Below are 23,077 nucleotides of genomic sequence, written 5' to 3'. Positions count from 1 at the left end.
GCCAAGGTCCAGCCTCAGCCCTTGTCCTTCCAGCGGACCATCTGCCGCATGACCCCGTGCAACATCTGCACATCGGCCCGTGTCATCCGCATCCGGGACCACAGATTGCGCAGGTTGGTCTTCATCCCCTCGGCCTTTTCAGGGGGATAGAAGAACCCGGCCTCCTCCAACCGATCTTCGTAATGTTCGACCAGTTTCTCGACCTCGATCCCCGTGGCCCAGTCGCCCTTGCCCAGATCGGTCGCCTCATGCACCACATCCCCGGTCTGGCGCATCCATTCATAGGCCGTCAGCAAAACGCATTGCCCAAGGTTCAGCGACGCGTATTCGGGGTTCACCGGGACCGAGATGATGGCATTGGCCTTGGCGATATCCTCATTCTCAAGCCCCGCGCGTTCGGGGCCGAACAGCACGGCGACCTTTTCGCCCGCCGCCACCTTTTCGGCGGCGATCTGCATGGCGCGTTCGGGGCTGTAGACCGGCTTGGTCAGCCCACGCTGGCGCGCGGTGGTCGCAAAGACATAGGTCCGATCCCCCAGCGCCCCTGCCAGATCATCGAACAGCTGCGCCTCGTCCAGCAGCCGCCCCGCCCCGCTCGACATCGCCACCGCCTTGGGGTTGGGCCACCCATCCCGAGGGGCCACGATCCGCATCCGGTCCAGCCCGAAATTCCACATCGCCCGCGCCGCGGCTCCGATGTTCTCGCCCATCTGCGGGCGCACAAGCACAAAAGACGGCTGGGATATATCGCTGAGCATGGCTGTCTCCGAAAACGCTTGCCCGCTCTAATCCGCTTGCCGTGTCAGAGCAACCCGATCCCTTCTTCTGTTCCCAAATACTTCCGCCGGAGGCATAAAAGTTTGCTTCCCCCGCCCAATCCGCTAAACCGCGCCCAAGACGGAACACCCAAAGGACGCGCCATGGACACCCCCGAGCAGCCGCAGATTTACCTGATCACCCCGCCGACCATCGCGCTCAGCACCTTCCCGGATCAACTGGCTCGCGTCCTGGACGGGGCCGAGATCGCCTGCATCCGCCTTGCGCTGGCAGGCAGCGACGAGGACACCATCGCCCGCGCCGCCGATGCCTGCCGCGAGGTGGCCCATGCGCGCGATGTGGCGCTGGTGATCTCGAACCACGTTCTGCTGGCGCAGCGGCTGGGGCTGGACGGGGTGCATCTGGATGATGCGGCGCGCTCGGTCCGGGCGGCGCGCAAGGAACTGGGCGCGGACGCCATTGTCGGCAGCTTTTGCGGGGCCTCCAGCCATGACGGCATGACCGCGGGCGAGGCAGGCGTGGATTACGTCGCCTTCGGCCCGGTCGGCGCGTCGGCGCTGGGCGACGGCACGCAGGCCGAGAAAGACCTGTTTCAATGGTGGTCCGAGATGATCGAGGTCCCCGTCGTGGCCGAAGGCGGGTTGACCCCCAACCTGATCCGCGACTTGAGCCCCTGCACCGATTTCTTCGGCATCGGGGCCGAGATCTGGTCGCAGGACGACCCGTTGGCCGCGCTGAAAACCCTGACCGACGCGATCTGAGCCTTCGCCCTTGCACCTGCGCCGGGGCTGCGGCATGACACGCGCATGACTCAGAACAGCGAAATCCTGTGTATCGGCTCGGTCCTGTGGGACATCATCGGTCGGTCGGCCAGCGCCATGCGGCAGGGCTCGGACGTTCCGGGCCGCATCACCCGCCTGCCCGGCGGCGTGGCCATGAACATCGCCATGACGCTGATCCGGTTCGGCATGACACCAACCCTGCTGACCGCCATTGGCAGCGATGCGGACGGAGACGAACTGATCCAATCCTGCGCCCGGCTGGGTATGGTCACGGACCATATCTATCGCTCGCAGGACCTGCCCACCGACCGCTACATGGCTGTCGAGGGCGCAAACGGCCTGATCGCGGCCATCGCCGACGCGCACTCGCTGGAAGCGGCAGGAGCGAAGATTCTCAACCCGCTGGTGCATGGCCCGCTGGGCAGCGACACCGCTCCGTTTCAGGGTCTCATCGCGCTGGACGGCAACCTGACGCTGAACCTGCTGGAAGAAATCGCCCAAAGCCCCGCCTTTGCCCGCGCAGACCTGCGCGTGGCCCCGGCCTCGCCCGGCAAGGCCGAACGGCTGCTGCCCATTCTCAAACACGCCCGCGCGACGCTTTACGTGAATCTCGAAGAGGCCGGCATCTTGTGCCAGCGCGAGTTTGCGGATTCCGAATCCGCCGCCAAGGGCCTGCTGGACCGCGGCGCGCTGCGGGCGCTGGTGACCGATGGCGGCAATTCGGCCACCATCGGCAGCGCGGATGGCGTTCTGACCCAGACACCTCCGTCCGTTCTGGTCACGCGTGTGACCGGCGCGGGCGACACGTTCATGGCGGCGCATATCGCGTCCGAGGCCGCCGGGGCCGACACCGAACAGGCCCTGACCCGCGCCCTGCACGCCGCCGCAACCTACGTTTCCGGAGAGACCCCCCTGTGATCGACATCCACTATTCCGCCGAGGTCCGCGCCGCCAAAGACGCAGGCCAACCCATCGTGGCGCTGGAAAGCACCATCATTACCCATGGTATGCCCTACCCTCAGAACATCGAGGTCGCCGCACAGGTCGAACAGGACATCCGCGACGCCGGCGCGACCCCCGCGACCATCGCCGTGATCGCGGGCAAGCTGCATGTGGGGTTAGAGCCACAACAACTGACCGATCTGGGTCAGGCGCAGGGCGTCGCCAAACTCTCACGCGCAGATATGGCCGCCTGCATCGCGACGGGCGGCACCGGGGCAACCACCGTGGCCGCCACGATGATCGCGGCCCATTGCGCCGGGATCGAGGTCTTCGCCACCGGAGGCATCGGCGGTGTGCACCAGGGGGCCGAGACCTCGTTCGACATCTCCGCCGACCTGCACGAGCTGGCGCAAACGCCGGTCACGGTGGTTGCTGCGGGGGCCAAGGCGATCCTCGACCTTGCCAAAACGCTCGAGGTTCTGGAAACACTGGGCGTCCCCGTCATCGCCCATGGACAGGATCAATTCCCCGCCTTCTGGTCCGCCAAGTCGCCCCATGACGCACCGCTACGCATGGACAGCGCCGATCAGATCGCCCGCGCCCACGCCACCCGCCGCGCCCTGGGCCTGCCCGGAGGGCAACTGGTCGCCAACCCGATCCCTGCCACCGACGAGATCCCTGCTGCCGAGATGGCCCCGATCATCGCCGCCGCGCAGGCCGATGCCGAGGCGCACCGCATCACCGGCAAAGGCGTGACACCTTATTTGCTGCAGCGCATCTTTGAACAGACCGAGGGCCGGTCGCTGACGGCCAATGTCGCGCTGGTGCGCAATAATGCCCGGCTGGCCGCCGGGATTGCACAGGCGTTGACAACCGTTTGACACAGCCGCGTCAGCCTATTGTAACGGCACGAAAAACTGCCTAACTACACGGGCAAGCCACTCGGAACAGCGATGAACACACCCTTTGACGAAGAACCACACCGCCGCCCGGGCCTGCTCTCGGGCCTGCGGGCGTCGTTTCTGACCGGGATTGTCGTCATTGCGCCGGTCTGGTTGACGATCTGGCTGATCTGGTCCGTGGTCGGCTGGATCGACAGCGCTGTCCTGCCCCTGATCCCGCAGCAGTTCCAACCTTCGGAATATGTGGGCATCAACCTGCGCGGCGTGGGCGTGGTCATCTTCCTGATCTTCACCATCATCGTCGGCTGGGTGGCCAAGGGCATCCTCGGCCGCTCGCTGATCCACTTCGCCGAAAGCGTGGTCGACCGGATGCCGGTCGTACGGTCAGTCTATTCCGGGATCAAACAGATATCGGAAACGGTTTTCGCCCAGACCGAGCGGTCCTTTGAAAAGGCCTGCCTGATCCAATACCCGCGCCGGGGCATCTGGGCCATCGGCTTTGTCTCGACCACCGCCAAGGGCGAGGTCAGCCAGCGCGCCGAAACCGGGGGCGAGTTACTGGGCGTCTTTGTTCCCACCACACCGAACCCCACATCGGGCTTTCTGCTGTTCTTCCCGGCCGAGGATGTCATCCTGCTGGACATGACCATCGAAGAGGCCGCCAAGCTGGTGATTTCCGCCGGGCTGGTTTATCCGAACGAAAAAGACCCGACCCAGCCGCCCGAGTAATCACCCGAACATCGCCGGCAGATCGACCGTGCTGCGCGCACCCAGATCGGATTTGTGATCGCGCAGGAACTGATGCGCCGCCGCCTGCCCGGCCTGCTTCAACCGGTTCAGCACCACCGGGTTCGGCACGGTCTTGGTCACAGCCGACAGGTCGTTCATCAGCGCGTCATCGGCGATCATATGCACCAGAACCCGGCTCATTTCCCCCGCTTTCAGCTTGCCTTCGGCCAGCAAACGCTGCACGAAGCTGATCGCCCGCAACTCGCGAAACAGCGATGAATTAAAGCTGATCTCATTGATCCGGTTTTGAATCTGCTGCGGGGTCTTGGGCACCTCGTCCCGTTCCAGCGGATTGATGTTCACGATCACCACATCATCCGGCAGTCCCCCATTGAACAACGGATACAGCGCCGGGTTCCCGGTATAACCACCATCCCAATAGGCCTCGGTCCGACCCGATTTGGGATCATGGATTTCAACCGCCTGAAACAGGTTCGGCAAACAGGCCGAGGCCAGAATCGCATCCGTCGAAATCTCGCCCCCGGTGAAGACCCTTATCTTGCCGCTGCGCACACAGGTCGCACAGACAAATAGCGCGGGCCCTTCCTCGGTGCAGATTTCATCAAAGTTGAACCGATCCACAACCGAGGCCAGGGGGTTGCGATAAAACGGCCCATAGGCATAGGGCGACACCAGCCGCGACCACGCCTCGGCCATTGCGACCGGCCAAGAATACTCCAGCGCCCGCGCGATATGGCCGGGCTCGATCCCACGCATCCAGTCGCCGATACGCGCGTCCTCCACCGACCCCATGCGCCGCCACAAACCATCGAGACATTCACGCGCACCAGCACGCCCGTCCCGCACCATCCCCGACTTGAACGCCGCCCCGTTCAGCGCCCCGGCCGAGGTCCCGGTGATCGCCGCAACCTCGATATCCTCTTCATCCAGCAGCCGGTCCAGCACCCCCCAGGTAAACGCCCCATGCGCCCCACCGCCCTGCAGCGCCAGATTGATCCTCTTCACGGCCCAAGCCCTTCTTCTGTTCAAAAATACTTCGGGGGTATGGGGGCAGAGCCCCCACGATGACCTAAAGCGCCGTCCATCCCCCATCGACCGAAATCGTCGTCCCGGTGATCTGCGCTGCAGCATCCGAACACAGGAAAATGGTGGTTCCGCCCAATTGTTCGATTGTCGCGAACTCCTTCGAGGGCTGCCGCTCCAGCAAGACGTTCTTTATGACCTCTTCTCTGGTCATGTTGTATTCTTTCATCGTGTTAGGAATCTGGGAATCGATCAAAGGTGTCAGGACATAACCCGGACAGATCGCATTGCAGGTGATCGGCTCTTGCGCGGTCTCCAGTGCGACGCTCTTGGTCATGCCCACAACGCCATGCTTGGCCGCGATATAGGCCGCCTTGAAGGGCGAGGCCGTCAAGCCGTGGGCCGAGGCAATATTCACGATCCGTCCCCATCCGGCTTGCCGCATCATCGGCAGCGCCGCCGCCATGGTATGAAAGGCCGAGTTCATGTTGATCGCGATAATCGCATCCCATTTGTCGACCGGAAACTGATCGACGGGCGCAACATGCTGAATGCCCGCATTATTCACCAGAATATCGCAAGCCCCCGCCTGCTCGATCAGCGCGCGGCATTCATCGCCCTTTGACATATCCGCCTTGATGTAACGTGCCTTGGTCCCCGTCTCCTGTCCGATCTCGGCGGCCAGCGCGTGATCCTCGTCCCGGTCGGTGAAAGAGTTCAACACCACATCCGCCCCGGCCTTTGCCAGTTCGCGCGCGATGCCCAAGCCGATCCCCGAATTCGATCCCGTAATAACGGCTGTCTTGCCTGCCAGACTCATGACGCTGTCCCTCAATGTTTCGTTTCGCCGCCACAGTGCCATGCTGCACCTGCAAAGAAAACGGGGAATGAGCGCGGGTCTGTTTCCCAGACAAAATCTGCATAAAAAAACGCCCGCACGAAGCGGGCGTTAAGTTATTGAGGCAGGTTTCATACAGGCAAGAAACCTATCGAGCAGTGGCACCTTTATAAGCAATTCTGCGCCTTCGTCCAAGCTAAAAGTTTGATAATATGAAAAATCATGGCTACGGTGAATCCCAAACAAAATAAGGCCAGAGCAGGATTGTTTCCAAAATGAGCCCCGATTATCTCCGCCCGCTTCGTCCCGTGATTGCCGGAATCACCTGCGTTTTTGCCGCCTCTTGGGCGTCGGCAGAATCGGCTCATGGCATAGCTATGTATGGTGACCCGGCCCTACCACCGGATTTTGTGTCGCTGCCCTATGCAAATGCGGATGCACCCAAAGGCGGCAAAGTCGTATTCGGAAACACCGGCGGCTATAACAGCCTTAACCCATTTGTGCAAAAAGGCACCCCACCCTGGCAGTTGCGATTTTGGACCCATGAAAGCCTGATGGGCCGGTCCTGGGACGAACCTTTCACTCTTTACGGGTTGTTAGCCGAATCAGTTGAGACTGCAGATGACCGGTCCTGGGTCGAATTTACCCTCCGTGAAAACGCGGCTTTCTCGGACGGAACGCCCGTCACCATCGACGATGTGATCTGGTCGTATGAGACTTTGGGCACCGAAGGGCACCTGCGCTATCGCGGGCTGTGGGGCAAGATCGATAGCATCGAACAGACCGGCCCGCGCAGCGTGCGGATCACTTTCAACGAACCGGACCGCGAACTGGCACTGATCGCCGGGATGCGCCCGATCCTGCAGAAAGCCCAGTGGGAGGGAAAAGACTTCGCCGAGGCCCCCCTGCACGACATTCCCATCGGCAGCGGACCGTATGTTGTCGATGACTATGAGGCCGGGCGCTATGTCACCCTGCGCCGCAACCCCGACTATTGGGGCGCGGATATCCCGTTCCGCAAGGGGACCATGAACCTCGATGAAATGCGGATCGAGTTTTACGGCGACGGCACCGTCCTGTTCGAGGCTTTCAAAGCCGGAGAACTGACCGCCGTGCGCGAGTTCAACGCCGACAAATGGGACACCCAGTACGACTTCCCCGCCGTCCAGCGGGGCGATGTGGTCAAAACCGAGATCCCGCACGGTAAGCCCTCGGGCATGACCGGCTATGTCATGAACACCCGCAAGGCCCCCTTCAATGACTGGCGCGTGCGCGAGGCGCTGACGCTGGCCTTCAATTTCGAGTTCATCAACGACACCATCACCGGCGGCGCGCAGCCCCGGATCACCTCGTATTTCTCGGGCTCTGATCTGGCGATGCAGCCGGGGCCCGCCACCGGCCGGGTTGCGGAACTGCTGGAACCTTACGCGGCCGATCTGCCGCCAGGTACGCTGGAAGGCTACAGCCCGCCTGCAGGGGACGGATCGGCCCGCAACCGCGCCAATATCCGAGAAGCGACAAAGCTGCTGGCCGAGGCCGGCTGGACCATTCAGGACGGCGTCCTGCGCAATGACAAGGGTGAGCCGTTTACCATCACCGTCCTGCTGCCGCAGGGCGATACCGACAACATGACAGCGATGGAGATTTACACCCGCGCGCTGGAGCGTCTGGGGATCGCGGTGACAATCGAACAGGTCGATAGCGCGCAATATACTGGGCGCACGTCCGAGCTGGATTTCGACATGACCATCTTCCGCCGCGCCCTGTCCCTGTCACCCGGCAACGAACAGCGGCTGTATTGGGGCAGCGAGAATGCAGATACGCCCGGTACACGGAACCTGATGGGTGTCGACTCGCCCGCGGTCGACGGGCTGATTGACGCGATGCTGGCCTCGGAAAGCCATGAGGATTTCGTCGCCGCCACCCGCGCGCTGGATCGGGTTCTGACCGCCGGGCGCTATGTCATCCCGATCTGGAGCTTCGATGTCGGGCGCATCGCCCATGCCAAGGAACTGAAGCAGCCCGAAACCCTGCCGATCTATGGCGACGGTCCGGAATATATGCCTCAGGTCTGGTGGTATCAGGATTGACGCACACCCTATATTTCCATATTTCATGAATTATGGAAATAGAGATTCATGACAGACTGGGCGCATTGGCGCATCCCAAACGGCTGGACCTGTTCCGGCTGCTGATGCGCCGCTATCCGGATTCCGTCCCGGCGGGTCAGATTGCCGAGGCGCTGGCGCTGAAGCCGAATACAACCTCAACCTACCTCAATGCGCTTAAGGCCGCGGGTCTGATCGAGCAGACCCGTGCAGGCACGTCGCTGCAGTATACGGCCAACCTGCCCGCCGTCCGGGGGTTGTTCGATGGCCTGCTGGGAGAATGCTGTCAGAACCGCCCCGATCTGTGCCTGCAACCGTCCGAGGACGCTTTGATGGCAAATCCAGACCGCGTTATGAATGCCCTCTTCATCTGCACCGGCAACTCGGCCCGTTCGATCATGGCCGAGGCTATTCTGAACAGCGCGGGTAACGGCATGATCCGCGCCTTCTCGGCCGGAACCGCGCCCTCGGATGGGCCGAACCCGACCGTGTTGGAGTTGCTGCAGCAGAAAGACTACGACATCTCTGATCTGCGCTCGAAATCCGTAGATGAGTTCGCCGCCGACGGCGCGCCAAAGATGGACTTTGTGTTCACCGTCTGCGATCACGCCGCGAATGAGGCCTGCCCCGCATGGCCCGGCCAGCCGATGAGCGCCCATTGGGGCCTGCCCGACCCGGTCAAGGCCGAGGGCACCGAGGCGCAGAAGCAGCTGGCGTTTCAGCAAGCCTACGGCCTTTTGCGCAACCGTATCACCGCCTTCGCGAGCCTTCCGTTCGAAACGCTCGACCGTATCTCGCTCCAACATCACGTCGACGATATTGGCCGCATGGCCGAGTGACCCGCGACCAACCCAAGGACATCTCTGATGAACATACTGGTTCTGTGCACGGGCAACTCTGCCCGGTCGATACTGCTGGAATCGATCTTCAACCATACCGGTGACGGACGGGTGCGCGCCTATTCGGCCGGATCGAACCCGACCGGCAAGGTGCATCCGCAATCCCTGACCCTTCTGGGCGGCGAAGGCCATGACGTCCGCGACGCTCGTTCGAAAAGCTGGGACGAATTCGCGGCAGATGACGCGCCGACGATGGATATGGTGATCACCGTCTGCGGCTCAGCCGCTGAAGAAACCTGCCCTATCTGGCCCGGTGCTCCGGTCCGGGCCCATTGGGGCGTCGAAGATCCCGCAGCAGCAGCCGAACCCGAGTGGGACGCCGCCTTTCGCACCGCCTACGACATTCTGGGCCGCCGCGCCGAGGCGCTGCTGGCCCTGCCCATCGAGACCATGGACAGTACCGCACTGACCGCTCAGCTCAGACGTATCGGAGACATCACATGACCGCCCGCCAGTATTTCGCCGAGTTCCTCGGCACCGCGTTCCTGCTGATCGGCGTCGTCGGTTCAGGCATCATGGCGCAGACGTTGGCAGGCGATAACATCGCGCTCGCGCTGCTGGCCAATGCGATTGCGACGGGCTGTATGCTCTATGCAATCATCACCACGCTGGGCCCCGTTTCGGGCGCGCATTTCAACCCGGCGGTAACGCTGGCCTTTGCCCTGCGCGGCGAACACCCGTGGCGCGCCGTGGCACCGTACATGCTGGTGCAGATCGCAGGCGGGATCGCGGGCGTCTGGGCCAGCCACTATATGTTCGACCTGCCGATTCTTCAGACCTCGGAAACCCTGCACCGCACCGGGTCGCACCAGTGGTTTTCAGAAATCATCGCAACGCTGGGCCTGTTGTTCGTGATTTTCGGCGGAATTCGGCACAAACCGGACACGGTACCAGCGCTTGTGGGTCTCTATATCACCGGCGCCTACTGGTACACATCGTCCACAAGTTTTGCGAATCCGGCGGTGACCATCGCAAGAGGCTTTACGGATACGTTCGCCGGGATATACCCTGCCCATATCCAGATGTTCATCTTAATGCAGATAATTGCTGTATTTATCGGGCATGTTTTACTGAACTGGCTGTTCAAGCCAGAGGAATAACGGACCGGCCGCCACTCACTTAACAGCAGGTCCGTCTGCCCGTTGCGGTTTAGCCGCAGCGGGTTTTTTCACGTCCAATTGACCCAACGGCAGCCTGCGACATTTTGTCATGTCCGCAGCATCCCGCCCGTCTCCGTACGCTGACTTGGGGGAGAGCAGTCCTGAAACCCGAACAAAGGAAGGCTCGCAGATGCTAAACTGGGCTGATCTGACGCAAGATTGGGGCGCGTCTTATGCGCGCGCGAAACGCAGGTTCCCGAACCTGCGCGATCAGGATATGGCGCGCGTTGGCGAAGATCGCAAACAGTTCGAGGCCTATCTGGCCGAGCGCCATCATCTGACGGTGAACGAAGCGCGCGAAGAGCTTGAGGACTTTCTGTTTATCGAGGGGCTGAACCGCGAGGCCAGCCAGGTGCTACGTAAGTGATGTGACCCACAGGATCGTCGCATCCTCGTCGCTGACCGAGATGACATTGTGCCCCATGCTTCCATCGTAATAGGCGCTGTCGCCACGGCGCATTTCGACTGGTTCATAGAACTCGGTGAACAGGCGTACCACGCCGGTCAGAACATATAGAAACTCTTCGCCATCATGGCGGACCCAGCCGTCGAATTCCTCCATCGACCGCGCACGCACGCGGGCGCGATAGGGCAGCATCTGCTTTTTGGTCAGTGTTTCCGCCAGCAGCTCATGTTCGTAAGTTGTGGTCGCGTGAGCCGCACCCTCACCCATCTTGGTTACCGCCATACGGCCAATCACCTGATCGCGCTGTGGCGGCGTGAACAGTTGCGGCACCGAGATCTCCAACCCTGTCGCCAGCTTTTTCAGCGCGTCATAGGTCGGCGACATCTGTCCGTTTTCAATCTTGCTGAGCGTTGAACGCGCCAGCCCCGCCTGATTGGCAGCCTGTTCCAGCGTCCATTTCCGCGCCTTGCGCAATTCGCGCACACGAGCGCCCAGATCGACGGGCTCCAGTTCGGTGCTGGCGCCGTTGTCACGGGCAATTCGGACGATGGATTTGTGGTCTTTCGCGCTCATGGCTCTTTCTATAGGGCCAGCCCGCGCCGCTTGCAACGCGCCGCGCCCGGCGATAGCCCTTTGGTCATGTTGTCGATCTTCGATCAGGGGCCTTTTGCGCCCTGCCCCAGCCCGTTCAATCTGGCCGCGCATGTTCTGCGCCATGCCGATGATTGTGCGGATAAGACGGCGCTGTCGGTTCTTGGTGCGGAATCTGCGCAGGATTGGACCTATGCCCAGCTGCAGGCCGCAATCCTTGGCACCGGAACCGGGTTGCTTCAGGCAGGTCTGACGCCCGGGGACATCGTGCTGATGCGGCTGGGCAATACAGTCGATTTCCCGATTGCCTATCTGGGGGCCATCGCCGTGGGACTGGTGCCAGTGCCGACATCCTCGCAACTGACCGAGGCCGAGACGGCGGGCATCCTGCGCGATCTCAACCCGGCGGCTATCCTGCGCGACCCGGACGTGTCCTGCGCCCCGCACCCCCGTCAAATCACCCTGTTCGATCTGACCGAGATGCGCCCCCTGCCCCCGGCCCGTTTTGAGATGGGAGACCCCGACCGGCTGGCTTACGTCATCTATACCTCGGGCACCTCCGGCAAGCCCCGCGCCGTCGCCCATGCACACCGGGCGATCTGGGCGCGGCAGATGATGGTCGACGGCTGGTACGGCCTGACGCCAACGGATCGGTTGTGCCATGCGGGCGCGTTCAACTGGACCTATACGCTGGGGACCGGGTTGATGGACCCGTGGACCATGGGTGCGACGGCGCTGATCCCTGAGCCGCGCACCGATATCGCCGCCCTGCCCGGGCTGCTGAACCGGCATCGCGCCACGATCTTTGCTGCCGCGCCCGGCGTCTATCGCCGGATGTTGCAAGACCCCGACCGCCTTAGCCTGCCCGCCCTGCGCCACGGCCTCAGTGCGGGCGAGAAACTGTCGCGCCATCTGCATGAACTTTGGGTGCAAACCACCGGCACCGAATTGTTCGAGGCCTATGGCATGTCCGAATGCTCGACCTTCATCTCTTCCAGCCCCAGCCATCCGGCGCGCGGCGACGCGTTAGGCCAGCCGCAAACCGGGCGGCGGATCGCGATCGTTGGACCCAACGGCCCGGTCCCGCAGGGGCAAGAGGGGACCATCGCCATCCATCACGACGACCCCGGTCTGATGCTGACCTATCTCAACGCGCCAGACGAGGCCAAGGCCCGAATGCAAGGCAACTGGTTCCTGACCGGCGATCAGGGCGCGATGGCGGCGGACGGGCAGATCACCTATCTGGGCCGCGACGACGACATGATGAATGCAGGCGGCTATCGCGTGTCCCCGGTCGAGGTCGAATCCGCCCTCTCGCACCATCCCGGAATCACGCAAGTGGGCGCGGCTGCGGTCGAGGTCAAAGAGGACACATTCGTGATCGCCGCCTTCTACACCGGCCCGGAAAAGCTGGACGAAGCGGACCTGCGGACCTATGTCGAGACCAAGCTGGCGCGCTACAAGCAACCGCGCGCCTTTGTTTATCTCTCCGCCCTGCCCACCGGAGGCAACGGCAAACTCCTGCGCCGCGCCCTGCCGGCCTATTTCAAGGCGACGTCCGAATGACACAGACCGTTAAGCTTGACATCATGTCCGATCCGATCTGCCCGTGGTGCTATATCGGCAAGACCCATCTGGACAAGGCGCTGGCCGAGGTCCCCGACCATCCCTTCGTGATCGAATGGCACCCGTTTCAGCTGAACCCCGATATGCCCGACGCAGGCATGGATCGGCGCGAGTACCTTGAGCGTAAGTTCGGCGGCAAGGACGGTGCCGTCCGCGCCTATGCGCCTGTGGTGGAACATGCCGAAAACGCAGGCCTGAAGATCGATTTCGAGGGGATGAAGCGCACGCCCAACACGCTGGACGCCCACCGCCTGATCCATTGGGCCGGGATCGAGGGCAAGCAGAACGCCGTGGTCGACGCGCTGTTCAACGCCTATTTCGTCGAGGCGCGCGATATCGGCGACCATGAGGTTCTGGCCGACATCGCCGACAGTGCCGGTATGGACGCCGCCGTGGTGGCGAAACTGCTGAAATCCGACGCCGACCGCGAAGATATCCGCACCCGCGATACCCATTCGCGCCAGATGGGCGTGAGCTCAGTCCCCACTTTCATCGTCGCCAATCAGCACGCCGTTCCCGGCGCGCAACCTCCTGAATTGTGGGGGAAAGTGATCGCGGACATCATGTCTCAACTTGAGGCTTCCCCTGCAGAATAGCACAGACCTCTGTGCATTTCTGATCTAGTCCGACACCCGGCCCCGTGATAGCGCTGCCGGGAAGGAGCTTCCCATGACCAACCGCATGTCACGGGGCGAGTTCATTGCGCTGGTCGCGATGATGTTCGCCACGATTGCCTTTTCGATCGATTCCATGCTGCCCGCCCTGCCCGAGATCGGAGCCGAGCTGAGCCCCGGTGATCTCAACAAGGCGCAGCTGATCCTGACATCCTTCGTGCTGGGCATGGGGATCGGTACGTTTTTCACCGGGCCGATCTCGGACGCGGTGGGACGCAAGCCGGTGATTTATGGTGGTGTCGCCTTGTATATTCTGGCCTCTGCCGTCGCATGGGCCAGTTCCTCACTAGAGCTGGTGCTGGCCGCGCGCGTGGCGCAGGGGCTGGGTGCCGCCGGTCCGCGCGTCGTCGCGATGGCAATCATTCGGGACCTGTTTGCGGGACGCGAGATGGCGCGCATCATCTCAATCGCCATGATGATCTTTACGCTGGTCCCGGCGATTGCGCCGCTGCTGGGTGCGGGCGTTATTGCTCTGGTTGGTTGGCGTGGCATCTTCGTGTCGTTCATCCTGTTTGCGTCGATCATCGTGCTTTGGATGTCCATCCGGCTGCCCGAATCCCTGGCCCCCGAAAACCGCCGCCCCTTCCGGTTGCCGCTGATGATCGCCGCGGTGCAAGAGATGATCGCTCATCCAACCGTGCGCCTGTCGATCCTTGTACAGACCCTTTGCATGGGGCTGCTGTTCACCATGCTGACGATGGTGCAACCCATTTTCGATGTCGTCCACGACCGGGCCGAAAGCTTCCCGTTCTGGTTCGGATTCATTGCGCTGATTTCTGGTTCGGCCAGTCTGCTGAATGCGGCGCTGGTGGTCCGCGTGGGTATGCGTCGCATGGTGACATGGGCCTTGGGTGGACAAATCCTGATCACAAGCTGCGTCATTGTCCTGAACATGACCCCGCTGTCGCCTGACGCCTCGTTCGCGCTGTTCGTTACGTGGCAAACGACCGTCTTCTTTATGGCGGGCATCACCATGGGCAACCTGAACGCTATCGCGATGGAGCCGATGGGCCATATAGCGGGCATGGCAGCCTCGGTGATCGGGTCGATTGCCACGGTTCTGGCGGCAGCTATCGCAGCCCCTGTGGGTCTGCTGTTCGACGGCTCGATCACTCCGCTGACGACGGCCATATTGATCATGTGCATCCTCGGTTTCGGTCTGATGCTGCATATGGGCCGGATCGAAAACAGACTACCCGCCTGATCTGTGCAGACCGCCTGAATCGCGCTAACCTTCCCTCAATTCTTGGGGAGGGGGCTTCATGAGCGACTACTACGATCTGGGCACATATTCCTGTGCCGTCACCACAGCATCGCCCGAGGCGCAGCTTTGGTTCAATCGCGGTCTGGTCTGGACCTATGGCTACAACCATGACGAGGCCGTGGCCTGTTTTCAGAAAGCTGCCGAGCACGACCCCGACTGCGCCATGGCCCATTGGGGCGTCGCCTATGCGGCGGGACCGAACTATAACCTGCCCTGGGATTTGCGCGACGAACAAGGCCAGACCAAAGCGCTGGCGACCGCCTATGACGCGACGCAGCGCGCGATGGCATTGCTGGACGGATGCACGCCGGTCGAACAGGCGCTGATCTGCGCCCTGCCCGCGCGATACCCGCAGCGGGATCCGACCGAGGATATGCACCGCTGGGACTATGACTATGCCGACGCCATGCGCGCGGCCTTTGCCGAACAATCGGGTGATCTGGACCTGCGCACGATCTATGTGGAGGCGCTGCTGAACCTGACGCCGTGGCAGATGTGGGACCTGAAAACCGGCCAGCCCGCCGAAGGCGCGGCCACGCTTGAGGCGCAAGAGGCGCTGGAAACGGCAATGGCCGACGATCCGGCCGCCATGTCACATCCTGGCCTGCTGCACCTTTATGTGCATCTGATGGAGATGTCGCCCACCCCGGAAAAGGCCCTGAAAGCCGGGGATATCCTGCGGACCTTGGTGCCCGACGCCGGGCATCTGGTGCATATGCCCACCCATATCGACGTGCTGTGCGGCCATTACCAGAACGTCGTCCACTGGAACGCACAGGCCTCTGTCGCGGATCTGAAATATTACGAGCGTGAGGGCGCGTTCAACATCTATACTGGCTATCGCCAGCACAATTATCACTTCACCATCTACGGGGCTTTGTTCCTTGGCCAGATGGAACCGGCCCTGCGCGCCAATCAGGGGCTTTGGGACACCACGCCCGAGGATATGCTGCGGATCGAAAGCCCGCCCATGGCGGATTATTTCGAAAGCTATATGTCCATGGGACCGCATATCCTGATCCGCTTTGGCCGCTGGGACGAGGCCAAGGCGCTGGAACTGCCCGAGGATCCCGACCTCTACCGCACGCTCACCGCGACCACGCATTACGCCCGCGCCATCGCGCACGCGGCCACCGGCGAAGTGGCACAGGCCGAGGCCGAAGAGCAACTGTTCCTCGGCGCCAAGACCTGCGTCCCCGAAACCCGCCGCCTGCACAACAACCGCGTCATCGACCTGCTGGAGATCGCCGCCGAAATGCTGCGCGGTGAGATCGAGTACCGCAAAGGAAACCACGAAATCGCCTATGCCCATCTGCGCCGCTCGGTCGAGTTGGACGACACGCTGCCCTATGATGAGCCATGGGGCTGGATGCAGCCCACCCGCCATGCGCTCGGGGCGCTATTGTTTGAACAGGGCCATACGGACGAGGCCGAGCAGGTCTATCGCGAAGATCTGGGGCTTGGCGGCACGCTCAGCCGCGCCTCGATCCATCCGGACAATGTCTGGAGCCTGAAGGGCCTGCATGATTGCTTGAAAGCCCGCGGTGAAAATGTGGAAATCCTGCAAATCAAACAACGGCTTGATCTCGCCTTAGCCCGCGCCGACCGCGCTGTTGGCGCGTCCTGTTTCTGCGCACAAGCCGCGATGAGGGCCGCTGAATGAGAATACCGCTGCTGATGGCAAGCCTGCTGATTGCCGGCCCAGCCCTTGCCCAGCGTCAGACCTTTGCGCCCGTTGACGAGGCGGATCGCGATCCCTCTCTGGTCGCGTTCCGCGAGAACCTGCGAACCAAGATCGAGGCCCGTGACACGGACGCGGTTGTGGCGGCGGCCTGCGACGACATCTACCTCAGCCACGGGAGCGCGGGCGGTCCGGACGAGTTTCGCATCAACCTGACGGTCCCTCCGGAAACGCTCGCCGAAGAGTTTCGCGACGAGGCAGCGAACCTGCGCAATGCCTTTTGGACGGATTTGCAAACCACGCTGTCCCAGCCGGGCTATTTTGACGATCAGGGCGAGTTCTGGATGCCAACCCACTGGCGCATCGCCCTGCCCGCCTCGGTCGACCCGTTCACGGCGTATTTCGTCACGGCTCAGGACATCTCGTTGCGTCAAAGCCCGTCGCTCGGTGCGGCAATCCTTGGCCTGATCAGCTATGAAGTTGTGCTCGTGCCGGATTATCAGCCCGAGGAAACCTACCAGAACGTCCGCCTGACCGACGGGACATCGGGCTATATGCACACGGATTTTCTGACCCCGATGGTCGGCTATCGCGCCGCGTTCGTGAAATCCGACGCGGGCCAGTGGCAGCTTTGCACGTTTGTCACAGGCGACTAGGTTTTCGCCTTTTTCTTCACGGCGACAACCTTCTCGGCCAGATCGCGGGCGATGGCAAACGCGCCCTTGATCTTGTCGCTGTCCTTCTTCCAGTCGCGCCGGACAACGATCTTGTTGTCCTTGACTTTGGCCAGCCCGCGCTGGTTCTGGATAAACTCCACCAGCCCTTCGGGTGAAGCGAACTTGTCATTGTGGAACTGGATCGTCGCGCCTTTGGGCCCTCCATCCAGTTTCGCGATACCGGCCCGTTTGCACATGGCTTTGATGCGGACGACCAGCATCAGGGTGTTGACCTCCTTTGGCAAAGTGCCAAAGCGGTCGATCAGTTCGGCGGCGAACCCTTCCAACTCTACCTTGGTCGACAGCGACGACAGACGACGGTAGAGGCCAAGACGCACATCCAGATCGGGCACATAGTCCTCGGGGATCAGTACCGGCACGCCCAGATTGATCTGCGGTGCCCATTGGTCGTCGGCATCTAACAGCCCCTCCATCTCGCCCGCTTTGATCTTGGCAATCGCCTCTTCCAGCATCGACTGGTAGAGTTCATAACCCACGTCGCGCATCTGGCCCGACTGTTCCTCGCCCAGCAGGTTCCCCGCGCCGCGAATGTCCAGATCCTGCGACGCCAGCGTGAACCCTGCCCCAAGCGTATCCAGCGAGCCCAGAACGCGCAGACGTTTCTCGGCCGTCGCAGTCAGGCGCGCGCGGGGTTTTGTGGTCAAATAAGCGTAAGCGCGGGTTTTCGAGCGCCCGACCCGGCCGCGGATTTGATAGAGCTGCGCCAACCCAAACATATCCGCCCGATGCACAACCATCGTGTTCGCGGTCGGAATATCCAGCCCGCTTTCCACAATCGTCGTGGCCAGCAGGACATCATACTTGCCGTCGTAAAAGGCGTTCATCCGGTCGTCGAGCTCACCCGCCGCCATTTGTCCATGCGCGACCACATAGGTCAGTTCCGGCAGTTGATCTTTCAGGAACTCCTCAATCTCGGGCAGGTCCGAGATGCGTGGGACCACATAGAAGCTCTGTCCACCACGGTAATGCTCGCGCAGCAGCGCCTCGCGAATGGTAACCGCATCGAACTCGCTGACATAGGTGCGGATCGCCAGCCGGTCGATGGGCGGCGTACCGATGATCGACAGGTCGCGCACACCCGTCAGCGACAGTTGCAGCGTCCGTGGGATCGGCGTTGCGGTCAGGGTCAGGACGTGCACGTCCGAGCGCAACTGTTTCAGGCGCTCTTTGTGGCCCACGCCAAAATGCTGTTCCTCGTCGATGATCAGCAGTCCAAGGTTTTGAAACCGGATCCCCTTGGCCAGCAGCGCATGGGTGCCGATCACGATATCCACGGTGCCGCGCGCCAGCCCGTCACGGGTCTGCTGCGCCTCTTTGGCCGAGACAAAGCGTGACAATTGACGCACCTCCAGCGGGAAACCCCGGAAACGGTCCTTGAAGCTCGCGGCATGTTGGCGCGCCAACAGCGTGGTCGGCGCAATCACCGCGACCTGAACGCCGGACATGGCTGCGACAAAGGCCGCGCGCATCGCAACCTCAGTCTTGCCAAAGCCCACGTCGCCGCAGATCAGACGATCCATCGGCGCGCCGGAATGCATGTCCTCCATCACCTCGGAAATCGCCCGCAACTGGTCGTCGGTTTCCTGATAGGGGAAACGCGCGCTGAACTCCTCCCACGCGTGTGGAGGTGGGTCCATGACCGGAGCCTTCCGCAACGCGCGTTCGGCGGCGATGCGGATCAACTTGTCCGCCATCTCGCGGATGCGCTCTTTCAGCTTGGCCTTCTTGGCCTGCCATGCGCCGCCGCCCAGCCGGTCCAGCAGACCTTCGTCATGACCGTATTTGGACAGCAGTTCGATATTCTCGACCGGCAGGTACAGCTTGGCCTGTTCGGCATATTCCAACAGCAGGCATTCATGCGCGGCCCCGGCGGCTGTCACGACCTCCATCCCCTGATAGCGACCTATGCCGTGATCCACATGCACAACCAGATCACCAGGAGACAGCGATTGGGTCTCGGTCAGGAAGTTCTCGGCCTTGCGGCGTTTCTTGGGCTGGCGGATCAGGCGGTCGCCCAACACGTCCTGTTCTGAGATCACCGTCAGATCGGGCGTTTCGAACCCGTGCTCCAACGCCCAGACGGCCAGATGCAGCCCCCGTTTGCCGACGCGGGTGCCATCGTTGACAGGGATCGCCTCGGCCAGACCTTCGTCCTCGATCAGGCCGGTCAGACGTTCACGCGCGCCTTCGGAATAGGACGCGATCAGCACGGGGCCTTTCGCCATCTTTTCAGTGATATGCGCGGCCAACGCACCAAACACGCTGATGCTTTCCTGCTGACGTTCGGGCGCAAAGTTGCGTCCGATCCGTCCGCCGGCGTCGATCACACCCGGCCCGCTGGCCTGCGGCAAAGGGCTGAACTGCAGCACGCGACGGTCGCCCACCGCCTGCTCCCACGCTGCGTCGTCCATATACAGCAGTCCGGGCGGGGTCGGTTTATAGACCGTATCCATACGCGACCGGTTTTCAAGCGCCAGCTTACGCGTCTCATATTGATCGGCAATCGTATCCCATCTCGCCAGCCGCGCAGGTGTCACCTGATCATCCACGGTGATCGTCGCATCGGGCAGATAATCGAACAGGGTCTCCAGCTTTTCATGGAAAAACGGCAGCCAGTGTTCGATGCCTTGATGTTTGCGGCCTGCGCTGACCGCCTCATAAAGCGGATCATCGGTTCCGGCAGCGCCGAATTCGATGCGATAGTTCTGGCGGAACCGGGTGATGGCAGCCTCGTCCAGAATGACCTCGGAGACCGGAGCCAGTTCCACGATATCAAGCTTTTCGGTCGTGCGTTGCGAGACGGGATCAAAACGGCGGACACCGTCCAGAACGTCTCCGAAAAGGTCCAAACGCACGGGGCCGGAATCGCCCGGAGGGAAGATGTCGATGATGCCGCCGCGGATCGCGTAATCGCCGGGCTCCATCACTGTGGGGCTTTGGATAAACCCCATACGGACGAGGAAGTTACGCAACGCCACTTCATCGATGCGGTGATCCACGCGTGCGGTAAACGCCGCCTCGCGCAACACCTCGCGGGCAGGCACACGTTGGGTCGCGGCGTTCAGCGTGGTCAGCAGCACGAACCGATCCGGCATCTGATGCACCAGCGCCGCCAGCGTCGCCACCCGAGCGGCCGAGATATCGGCATTGGGCGACACCCGGTCGTAAGGCAGACAGTCCCAACCCGGAAAGACAAAGACCGGCATGTCGGGCGCAAAGAAGGTCAGCGCGGCGCGCACCGCCTCCATGCGCTTGTCGTCCCGTGCGACGTGGCACACCGGACCGCCTGACCGGGCGATCTCGTTCAGGACAAGCTGCGCGTCAAACCCCTCAGGGGCGCCGCCAACCGTTACGTGGTTCGGAGCCGTCATCGCCGCATCCTTTCCGCAGTTGTCAGCCAAAAACGCCGATCGAAAGGTTCTGGTACATCCCCCAAAGGGACGTGATCAAGATCGAAATCATCCCGATGATCTGCGTGAAAAGCCGACACCGCGTCAGTGTTTTCGAGACGATCTCCAACGTCGGCACTTCCCGGCGCAGTCGCCGGGCTGCTGCGATATTCGCCAACATCACAAAGCACAATGGGAACATTAGCATAAAGACCGCCTGTGCAAACTCGACGTCATAGAAGAAACCTAGCACCGCCAGCCCGGTGAACGCGAAGCACGACAATGCAAAAATGACCAGTCCCGACACATCAACGATATACAGCAACCGGTTCCCGTTGATGCGAACAATGTCCAGCAAGTCGCGTTCCGTCTGGCCACCCACGCGACGCGCGCGTACCACCAGATCGTAAGGAATGCCCATCGTCCAATGGCTGACCGATGACCACAACACCGCCAGCCCGATCCAGTACCACAGATTCGAAAAGCTGCGCATATCGATGAGTTCGAAGATCGAAGAGTATATGTCCAAGCGCCAGCCCTTTATTCACCGTCCGCAGGGACCCTCATCACACTGACGCGTCCATTGTTACCCTTGAGACCACGTGCAATTCATGCCACCCAATGCGCAATTGTTCAAGGAGAGCGCGCCATGAAACCGACAATCGCCCATTATCCCCTCACGCGGTTCCGCAGGGCCCGCCAATCCGAGGCGATCCGAGGTCTGGTGCGCGAGAACACCTTGACCGTGAATGATTTTATCTGGCCCGTTTTCGTGCGCGGTGGTGAAGGCATCGAAGAACCCGTCCCATCGATGCCCGGTGTCGTGCGACGCTCGGTCGACCTGATAGCCAAAGCCGCGGTCGAGGCGCAAGCTCTTGGAATCCCGGCGATCTGTATCTTCCCCTATACCGATCCCAGCCTGAAGACCGAGGATTGTGCCGAGGCGTGGAACCCCGACAACCTGTCAAACCGCGCCATCCGTGCGATCAAAGCCGCCGCGCCGGATATCGCGGTGATGACCGACGTGGCGCTGGACCCTTATAATATCAACGGCCATGACGGATACGTTGTCAATGGCGAGATTGTGAACGACCAGACGGTCGAGGCGCTGGTGAAGATGACTCTAGCACAGGCCGAGGCCGGGGCGGACATCATCGGCCCCTCGGATATGATGGATGGCCGTATCGGCGCGATGCGCAATGCGCTTGAGGTCGCGGGGCATCACAAGGTGATGATCCTGAGCTATGCCGCGAAATATGCCAGCGCCTTCTATGGTCCGTTCCGCGATGCGGTGGGCGCTTCGGGCGCGCTGACCGGGGACAAGAAGACCTATCAGATGGACCCTGCCAATTCGGACGAGGCCCTGCGCCTGATCGAGCGCGACCTGACCGAGGGCGCGGATATGGTCATGATCAAGCCGGGAATGCCCTATCTGGATATCTGCCGCCGGGTGAAGGACAGTTTCGGCGCGCCGACCTATGCCTATCAGGTCTCGGGCGAATACGCGATGATCCAGGCGGCTGCGCAAAACGGCTGGATTGATGGCGAAAAGGTCATGCTGGAAAGCCTGCTGGCCTTCAAACGCGCGGGCTGTGACGGCATCCTGACCTACTTCGCGCCCGAGGCCGCGCGCATCCTGCAGGGCTAAAGCCTGAGTTTGTCGCAATTTTTCGCCGATCTGACGCGGTCGCGGCGCAGCTTTCCCGTGACAGGCGGCCGCAATCGGCGTAAACTTGCACATAAGATCGGGAACACCCGACATATCAGGCACATACACAGAGACAGAGAAACATGAGCAGTTCCAACTCCCCCCGACTCAGCCGTCGTGGCTTTGCCTTTGGCATGGCCGGACTGACCCTGACTGCCGCCTGCGGCAACGGTGTCGGCAACTCGAACGCAGCCACAATCGACGCGCGCGTCGATGCGACGCTGAACGAGATGTACAACAAATACCCCAATACGCGCGAGATCGCCGACAAGGCCAACGGCATGCTCGTCATGCCGCTGATCACCGAAGCTGGGTTCATCTTTGGCGGTGCCTATGGGCAAGGCGCGCTGCGTATTCAGGGTGCGACGGTCGACTATTACTCGGCCATCTCGGGCAGCGCGGGCCTGCAGATCGGCGCGCAGCAATATGCGCATGTGCTGTTCTTCATGACGGACGAGGCGCTGAACGATTTCCGCCGCTCCAGCGGTTGGACGGCCGGGGCCGATATCGGCTATGTGGTCGACGCGACCGGAGAATCCCTGTCCACCGACACCACCCAACTGCGCAAACCGGTACTGGCAGCCGTCTTCGGGCAAGCCGGCCTGAAATTCGGCGCAACGGTCGAAGGCACAAAATACACCCGCATCATCCCCTAAGCGCAGCAACACCACCCTCCCCCCTCGATCCGGCCCCGCTACATCTTGTGGCGGGGCTCTGACTTTTGGTGAATTTCCACAAATTCCGGTAGCATTGCCCTTTCGGTTCAGCGGGGGTTCCAGTAACCTTGGCGCAAAGGACGACACGGATATCTCGGGGGACA

General features: G+C 61.8%; 22 protein-coding genes. 16 read left to right on the top strand and 6 right to left on the bottom strand.

The features are described from left to right. Nucleotides 1-14 precede the first annotated feature (14 nt). A complete protein-coding gene (locus tag ACR1XV_RS07130) occupies nt 15-758 on the bottom strand; it encodes an RNA methyltransferase (RefSeq protein ID WP_480529715.1) in 744 nt (247 codons plus the stop codon). Nucleotides 759-920: 162 nt separating this feature from the next. Between ACR1XV_RS07130 and ACR1XV_RS07125 the strand changes: the two genes are divergently transcribed. From ACR1XV_RS07125 to ACR1XV_RS07110, 4 genes are all read left to right on the top strand, one after another. Then, nucleotides 921-1,538, top strand: a complete 618-nt coding sequence (locus ACR1XV_RS07125) for a thiamine phosphate synthase (protein WP_480529714.1) — start codon at nt 921-923, stop codon at nt 1,536-1,538. A 45-nt stretch (nt 1,539-1,583) separates the two neighbouring features. Further along, on the top strand, nt 1,584-2,477 hold the full coding sequence (locus ACR1XV_RS07120; protein WP_480529712.1) for a PfkB family carbohydrate kinase: 894 nt from the start codon (nt 1,584-1,586) through the stop codon (nt 2,475-2,477). Beyond that, complete coding sequence (locus ACR1XV_RS07115; RefSeq protein ID WP_480529710.1) at nt 2,474-3,382, top strand: pseudouridine-5'-phosphate glycosidase; 909 nt, start codon at nt 2,474-2,476, stop codon at nt 3,380-3,382. The genes ACR1XV_RS07120 and ACR1XV_RS07115 overlap by 4 nt, the downstream gene beginning before the upstream one ends. A 72-nt stretch (nt 3,383-3,454) precedes the next feature. Next, the gene (locus ACR1XV_RS07110; RefSeq protein ID WP_480529708.1) at nt 3,455-4,132 is read left to right on the top strand and encodes a DUF502 domain-containing protein; all 678 of its coding nucleotides are present in this window, start codon (nt 3,455-3,457) and stop codon (nt 4,130-4,132) included. Here ACR1XV_RS07110 and ACR1XV_RS07105 read toward each other — a convergent pair whose 3' ends face one another. Next, nucleotides 4,133-5,158 (bottom strand): patatin-like phospholipase family protein, encoded by a 1,026-nt coding sequence (locus ACR1XV_RS07105; RefSeq protein WP_480529706.1) that lies wholly within the window; start codon nt 5,156-5,158, stop codon nt 4,133-4,135. It abuts the gene before it with no gap. A 64-nt stretch (nt 5,159-5,222) separates the two neighbouring features. After that, on the bottom strand, nt 5,223-5,996 hold the full coding sequence (locus ACR1XV_RS07100) for a 3-hydroxybutyrate dehydrogenase (RefSeq protein ID WP_480529705.1): 774 nt from the start codon (nt 5,994-5,996) through the stop codon (nt 5,223-5,225). A 293-nt stretch (nt 5,997-6,289) separates the two neighbouring features. Here ACR1XV_RS07100 and ACR1XV_RS07095 point away from each other — a divergent pair, with 293 nt between their 5' ends. From ACR1XV_RS07095 to ACR1XV_RS07075, 5 genes are all read left to right on the top strand, one after another. Continuing rightward, the gene (locus ACR1XV_RS07095; RefSeq protein WP_480529703.1) at nt 6,290-8,104 is read left to right on the top strand and encodes an extracellular solute-binding protein; all 1,815 of its coding nucleotides are present in this window, start codon (nt 6,290-6,292) and stop codon (nt 8,102-8,104) included. 32 nt (nt 8,105-8,136) lie between these two features. Further along, nucleotides 8,137-8,961 (top strand): arsenate reductase/protein-tyrosine-phosphatase family protein, encoded by an 825-nt coding sequence (locus tag ACR1XV_RS07090; protein ID WP_480529701.1) that lies wholly within the window; start codon nt 8,137-8,139, stop codon nt 8,959-8,961. Between the two features lie 27 nt (nt 8,962-8,988). Further along, nucleotides 8,989-9,465 carry an arsenate reductase ArsC gene (locus tag ACR1XV_RS07085; protein ID WP_480529699.1) on the top strand — a complete coding sequence of 159 codons (477 nt, stop codon included), beginning with the start codon at nt 8,989-8,991 and terminating at the stop codon, nt 9,463-9,465. Further along, nucleotides 9,462-10,121 (top strand): aquaporin, encoded by a 660-nt coding sequence (locus tag ACR1XV_RS07080; protein WP_480529697.1) that lies wholly within the window; start codon nt 9,462-9,464, stop codon nt 10,119-10,121. Before ACR1XV_RS07085 ends, ACR1XV_RS07080 begins: the two co-directional genes overlap by 4 nt. Before the next feature lie 190 nt (nt 10,122-10,311). After that, a complete protein-coding gene (locus ACR1XV_RS07075) occupies nt 10,312-10,548 on the top strand; it encodes a hypothetical protein (RefSeq protein WP_480529695.1) in 237 nt (78 codons plus the stop codon). Here ACR1XV_RS07075 and ACR1XV_RS07070 read toward each other — a convergent pair. Further along, complete coding sequence (locus ACR1XV_RS07070; RefSeq protein ID WP_480529693.1) at nt 10,537-11,160, bottom strand: helix-turn-helix domain-containing protein; 624 nt, start codon at nt 11,158-11,160, stop codon at nt 10,537-10,539. The two genes, ACR1XV_RS07075 and ACR1XV_RS07070, sit on opposite strands and share 12 nt — an antisense overlap. 66 nt (nt 11,161-11,226) lie before the next feature. On the opposite strand from ACR1XV_RS07070, the gene ACR1XV_RS07065 reads away from it, so the two are divergent. The 5 genes from ACR1XV_RS07065 to ACR1XV_RS07045 all read left to right on the top strand — a co-directional run bounded on the left by ACR1XV_RS07065 (nt 11,227) and on the right by ACR1XV_RS07045 (nt 17,079). After that, on the top strand, nt 11,227-12,744 hold the full coding sequence (locus tag ACR1XV_RS07065) for a class I adenylate-forming enzyme family protein (RefSeq protein WP_480529691.1): 1,518 nt from the start codon (nt 11,227-11,229) through the stop codon (nt 12,742-12,744). Further along, nucleotides 12,741-13,400, top strand: coding sequence for a DsbA family oxidoreductase (locus ACR1XV_RS07060; protein ID WP_480529689.1), 660 nt, complete (start codon nt 12,741-12,743; stop codon nt 13,398-13,400). The genes ACR1XV_RS07065 and ACR1XV_RS07060 overlap by 4 nt, the downstream gene beginning before the upstream one ends. A 73-nt stretch (nt 13,401-13,473) precedes the next feature. Next, on the top strand, nt 13,474-14,682 hold the full coding sequence (locus tag ACR1XV_RS07055; RefSeq protein WP_480529687.1) for an MFS transporter: 1,209 nt from the start codon (nt 13,474-13,476) through the stop codon (nt 14,680-14,682). A 58-nt stretch (nt 14,683-14,740) separates the two neighbouring features. Then, on the top strand, nt 14,741-16,405 hold the full coding sequence (locus ACR1XV_RS07050; RefSeq protein WP_480529685.1) for a tetratricopeptide repeat protein: 1,665 nt from the start codon (nt 14,741-14,743) through the stop codon (nt 16,403-16,405). Further along, nucleotides 16,402-17,079 (top strand): SH3 domain-containing protein, encoded by a 678-nt coding sequence (locus ACR1XV_RS07045; RefSeq protein WP_480529683.1) that lies wholly within the window; start codon nt 16,402-16,404, stop codon nt 17,077-17,079. Before ACR1XV_RS07050 ends, ACR1XV_RS07045 begins: the two co-directional genes overlap by 4 nt. Here ACR1XV_RS07045 and mfd read toward each other — a convergent pair. Both mfd and ACR1XV_RS07035 read right to left on the bottom strand, forming a co-directional pair. Continuing rightward, nucleotides 17,076-20,531: a transcription-repair coupling factor gene (mfd, locus tag ACR1XV_RS07040; protein WP_480529681.1), complete on the bottom strand. Its 3,456-nt coding sequence runs from the start codon at nt 20,529-20,531 to the stop codon at nt 17,076-17,078. The genes ACR1XV_RS07045 and mfd overlap by 4 nt on opposite strands. 22 nt (nt 20,532-20,553) lie before the next feature. Beyond that, a complete protein-coding gene (locus ACR1XV_RS07035; protein WP_480529679.1) occupies nt 20,554-21,078 on the bottom strand; it encodes a component of SufBCD complex in 525 nt (174 codons plus the stop codon). Between the two features lie 120 nt (nt 21,079-21,198). On the opposite strand from ACR1XV_RS07035, the gene hemB reads away from it, so the two are divergent. Together hemB and ACR1XV_RS07025 are read left to right on the top strand one after the other, a co-directional pair. Then, a complete protein-coding gene (hemB, locus tag ACR1XV_RS07030; RefSeq protein WP_480529677.1) occupies nt 21,199-22,197 on the top strand; it encodes a porphobilinogen synthase in 999 nt (332 codons plus the stop codon). Between the two features lie 143 nt (nt 22,198-22,340). Then, nucleotides 22,341-22,913 carry a lipid-binding SYLF domain-containing protein gene (locus ACR1XV_RS07025; RefSeq protein ID WP_480529675.1) on the top strand — a complete coding sequence of 191 codons (573 nt, stop codon included), beginning with the start codon at nt 22,341-22,343 and terminating at the stop codon, nt 22,911-22,913. Nucleotides 22,914-23,077: the final 164 nt, after the last annotated feature.

It is taken from the genome of Ruegeria sp. AD2(2025), from assembly GCF_056542385.1.
This window is presented reverse-complemented; position numbering and strand designations above follow the sequence as displayed.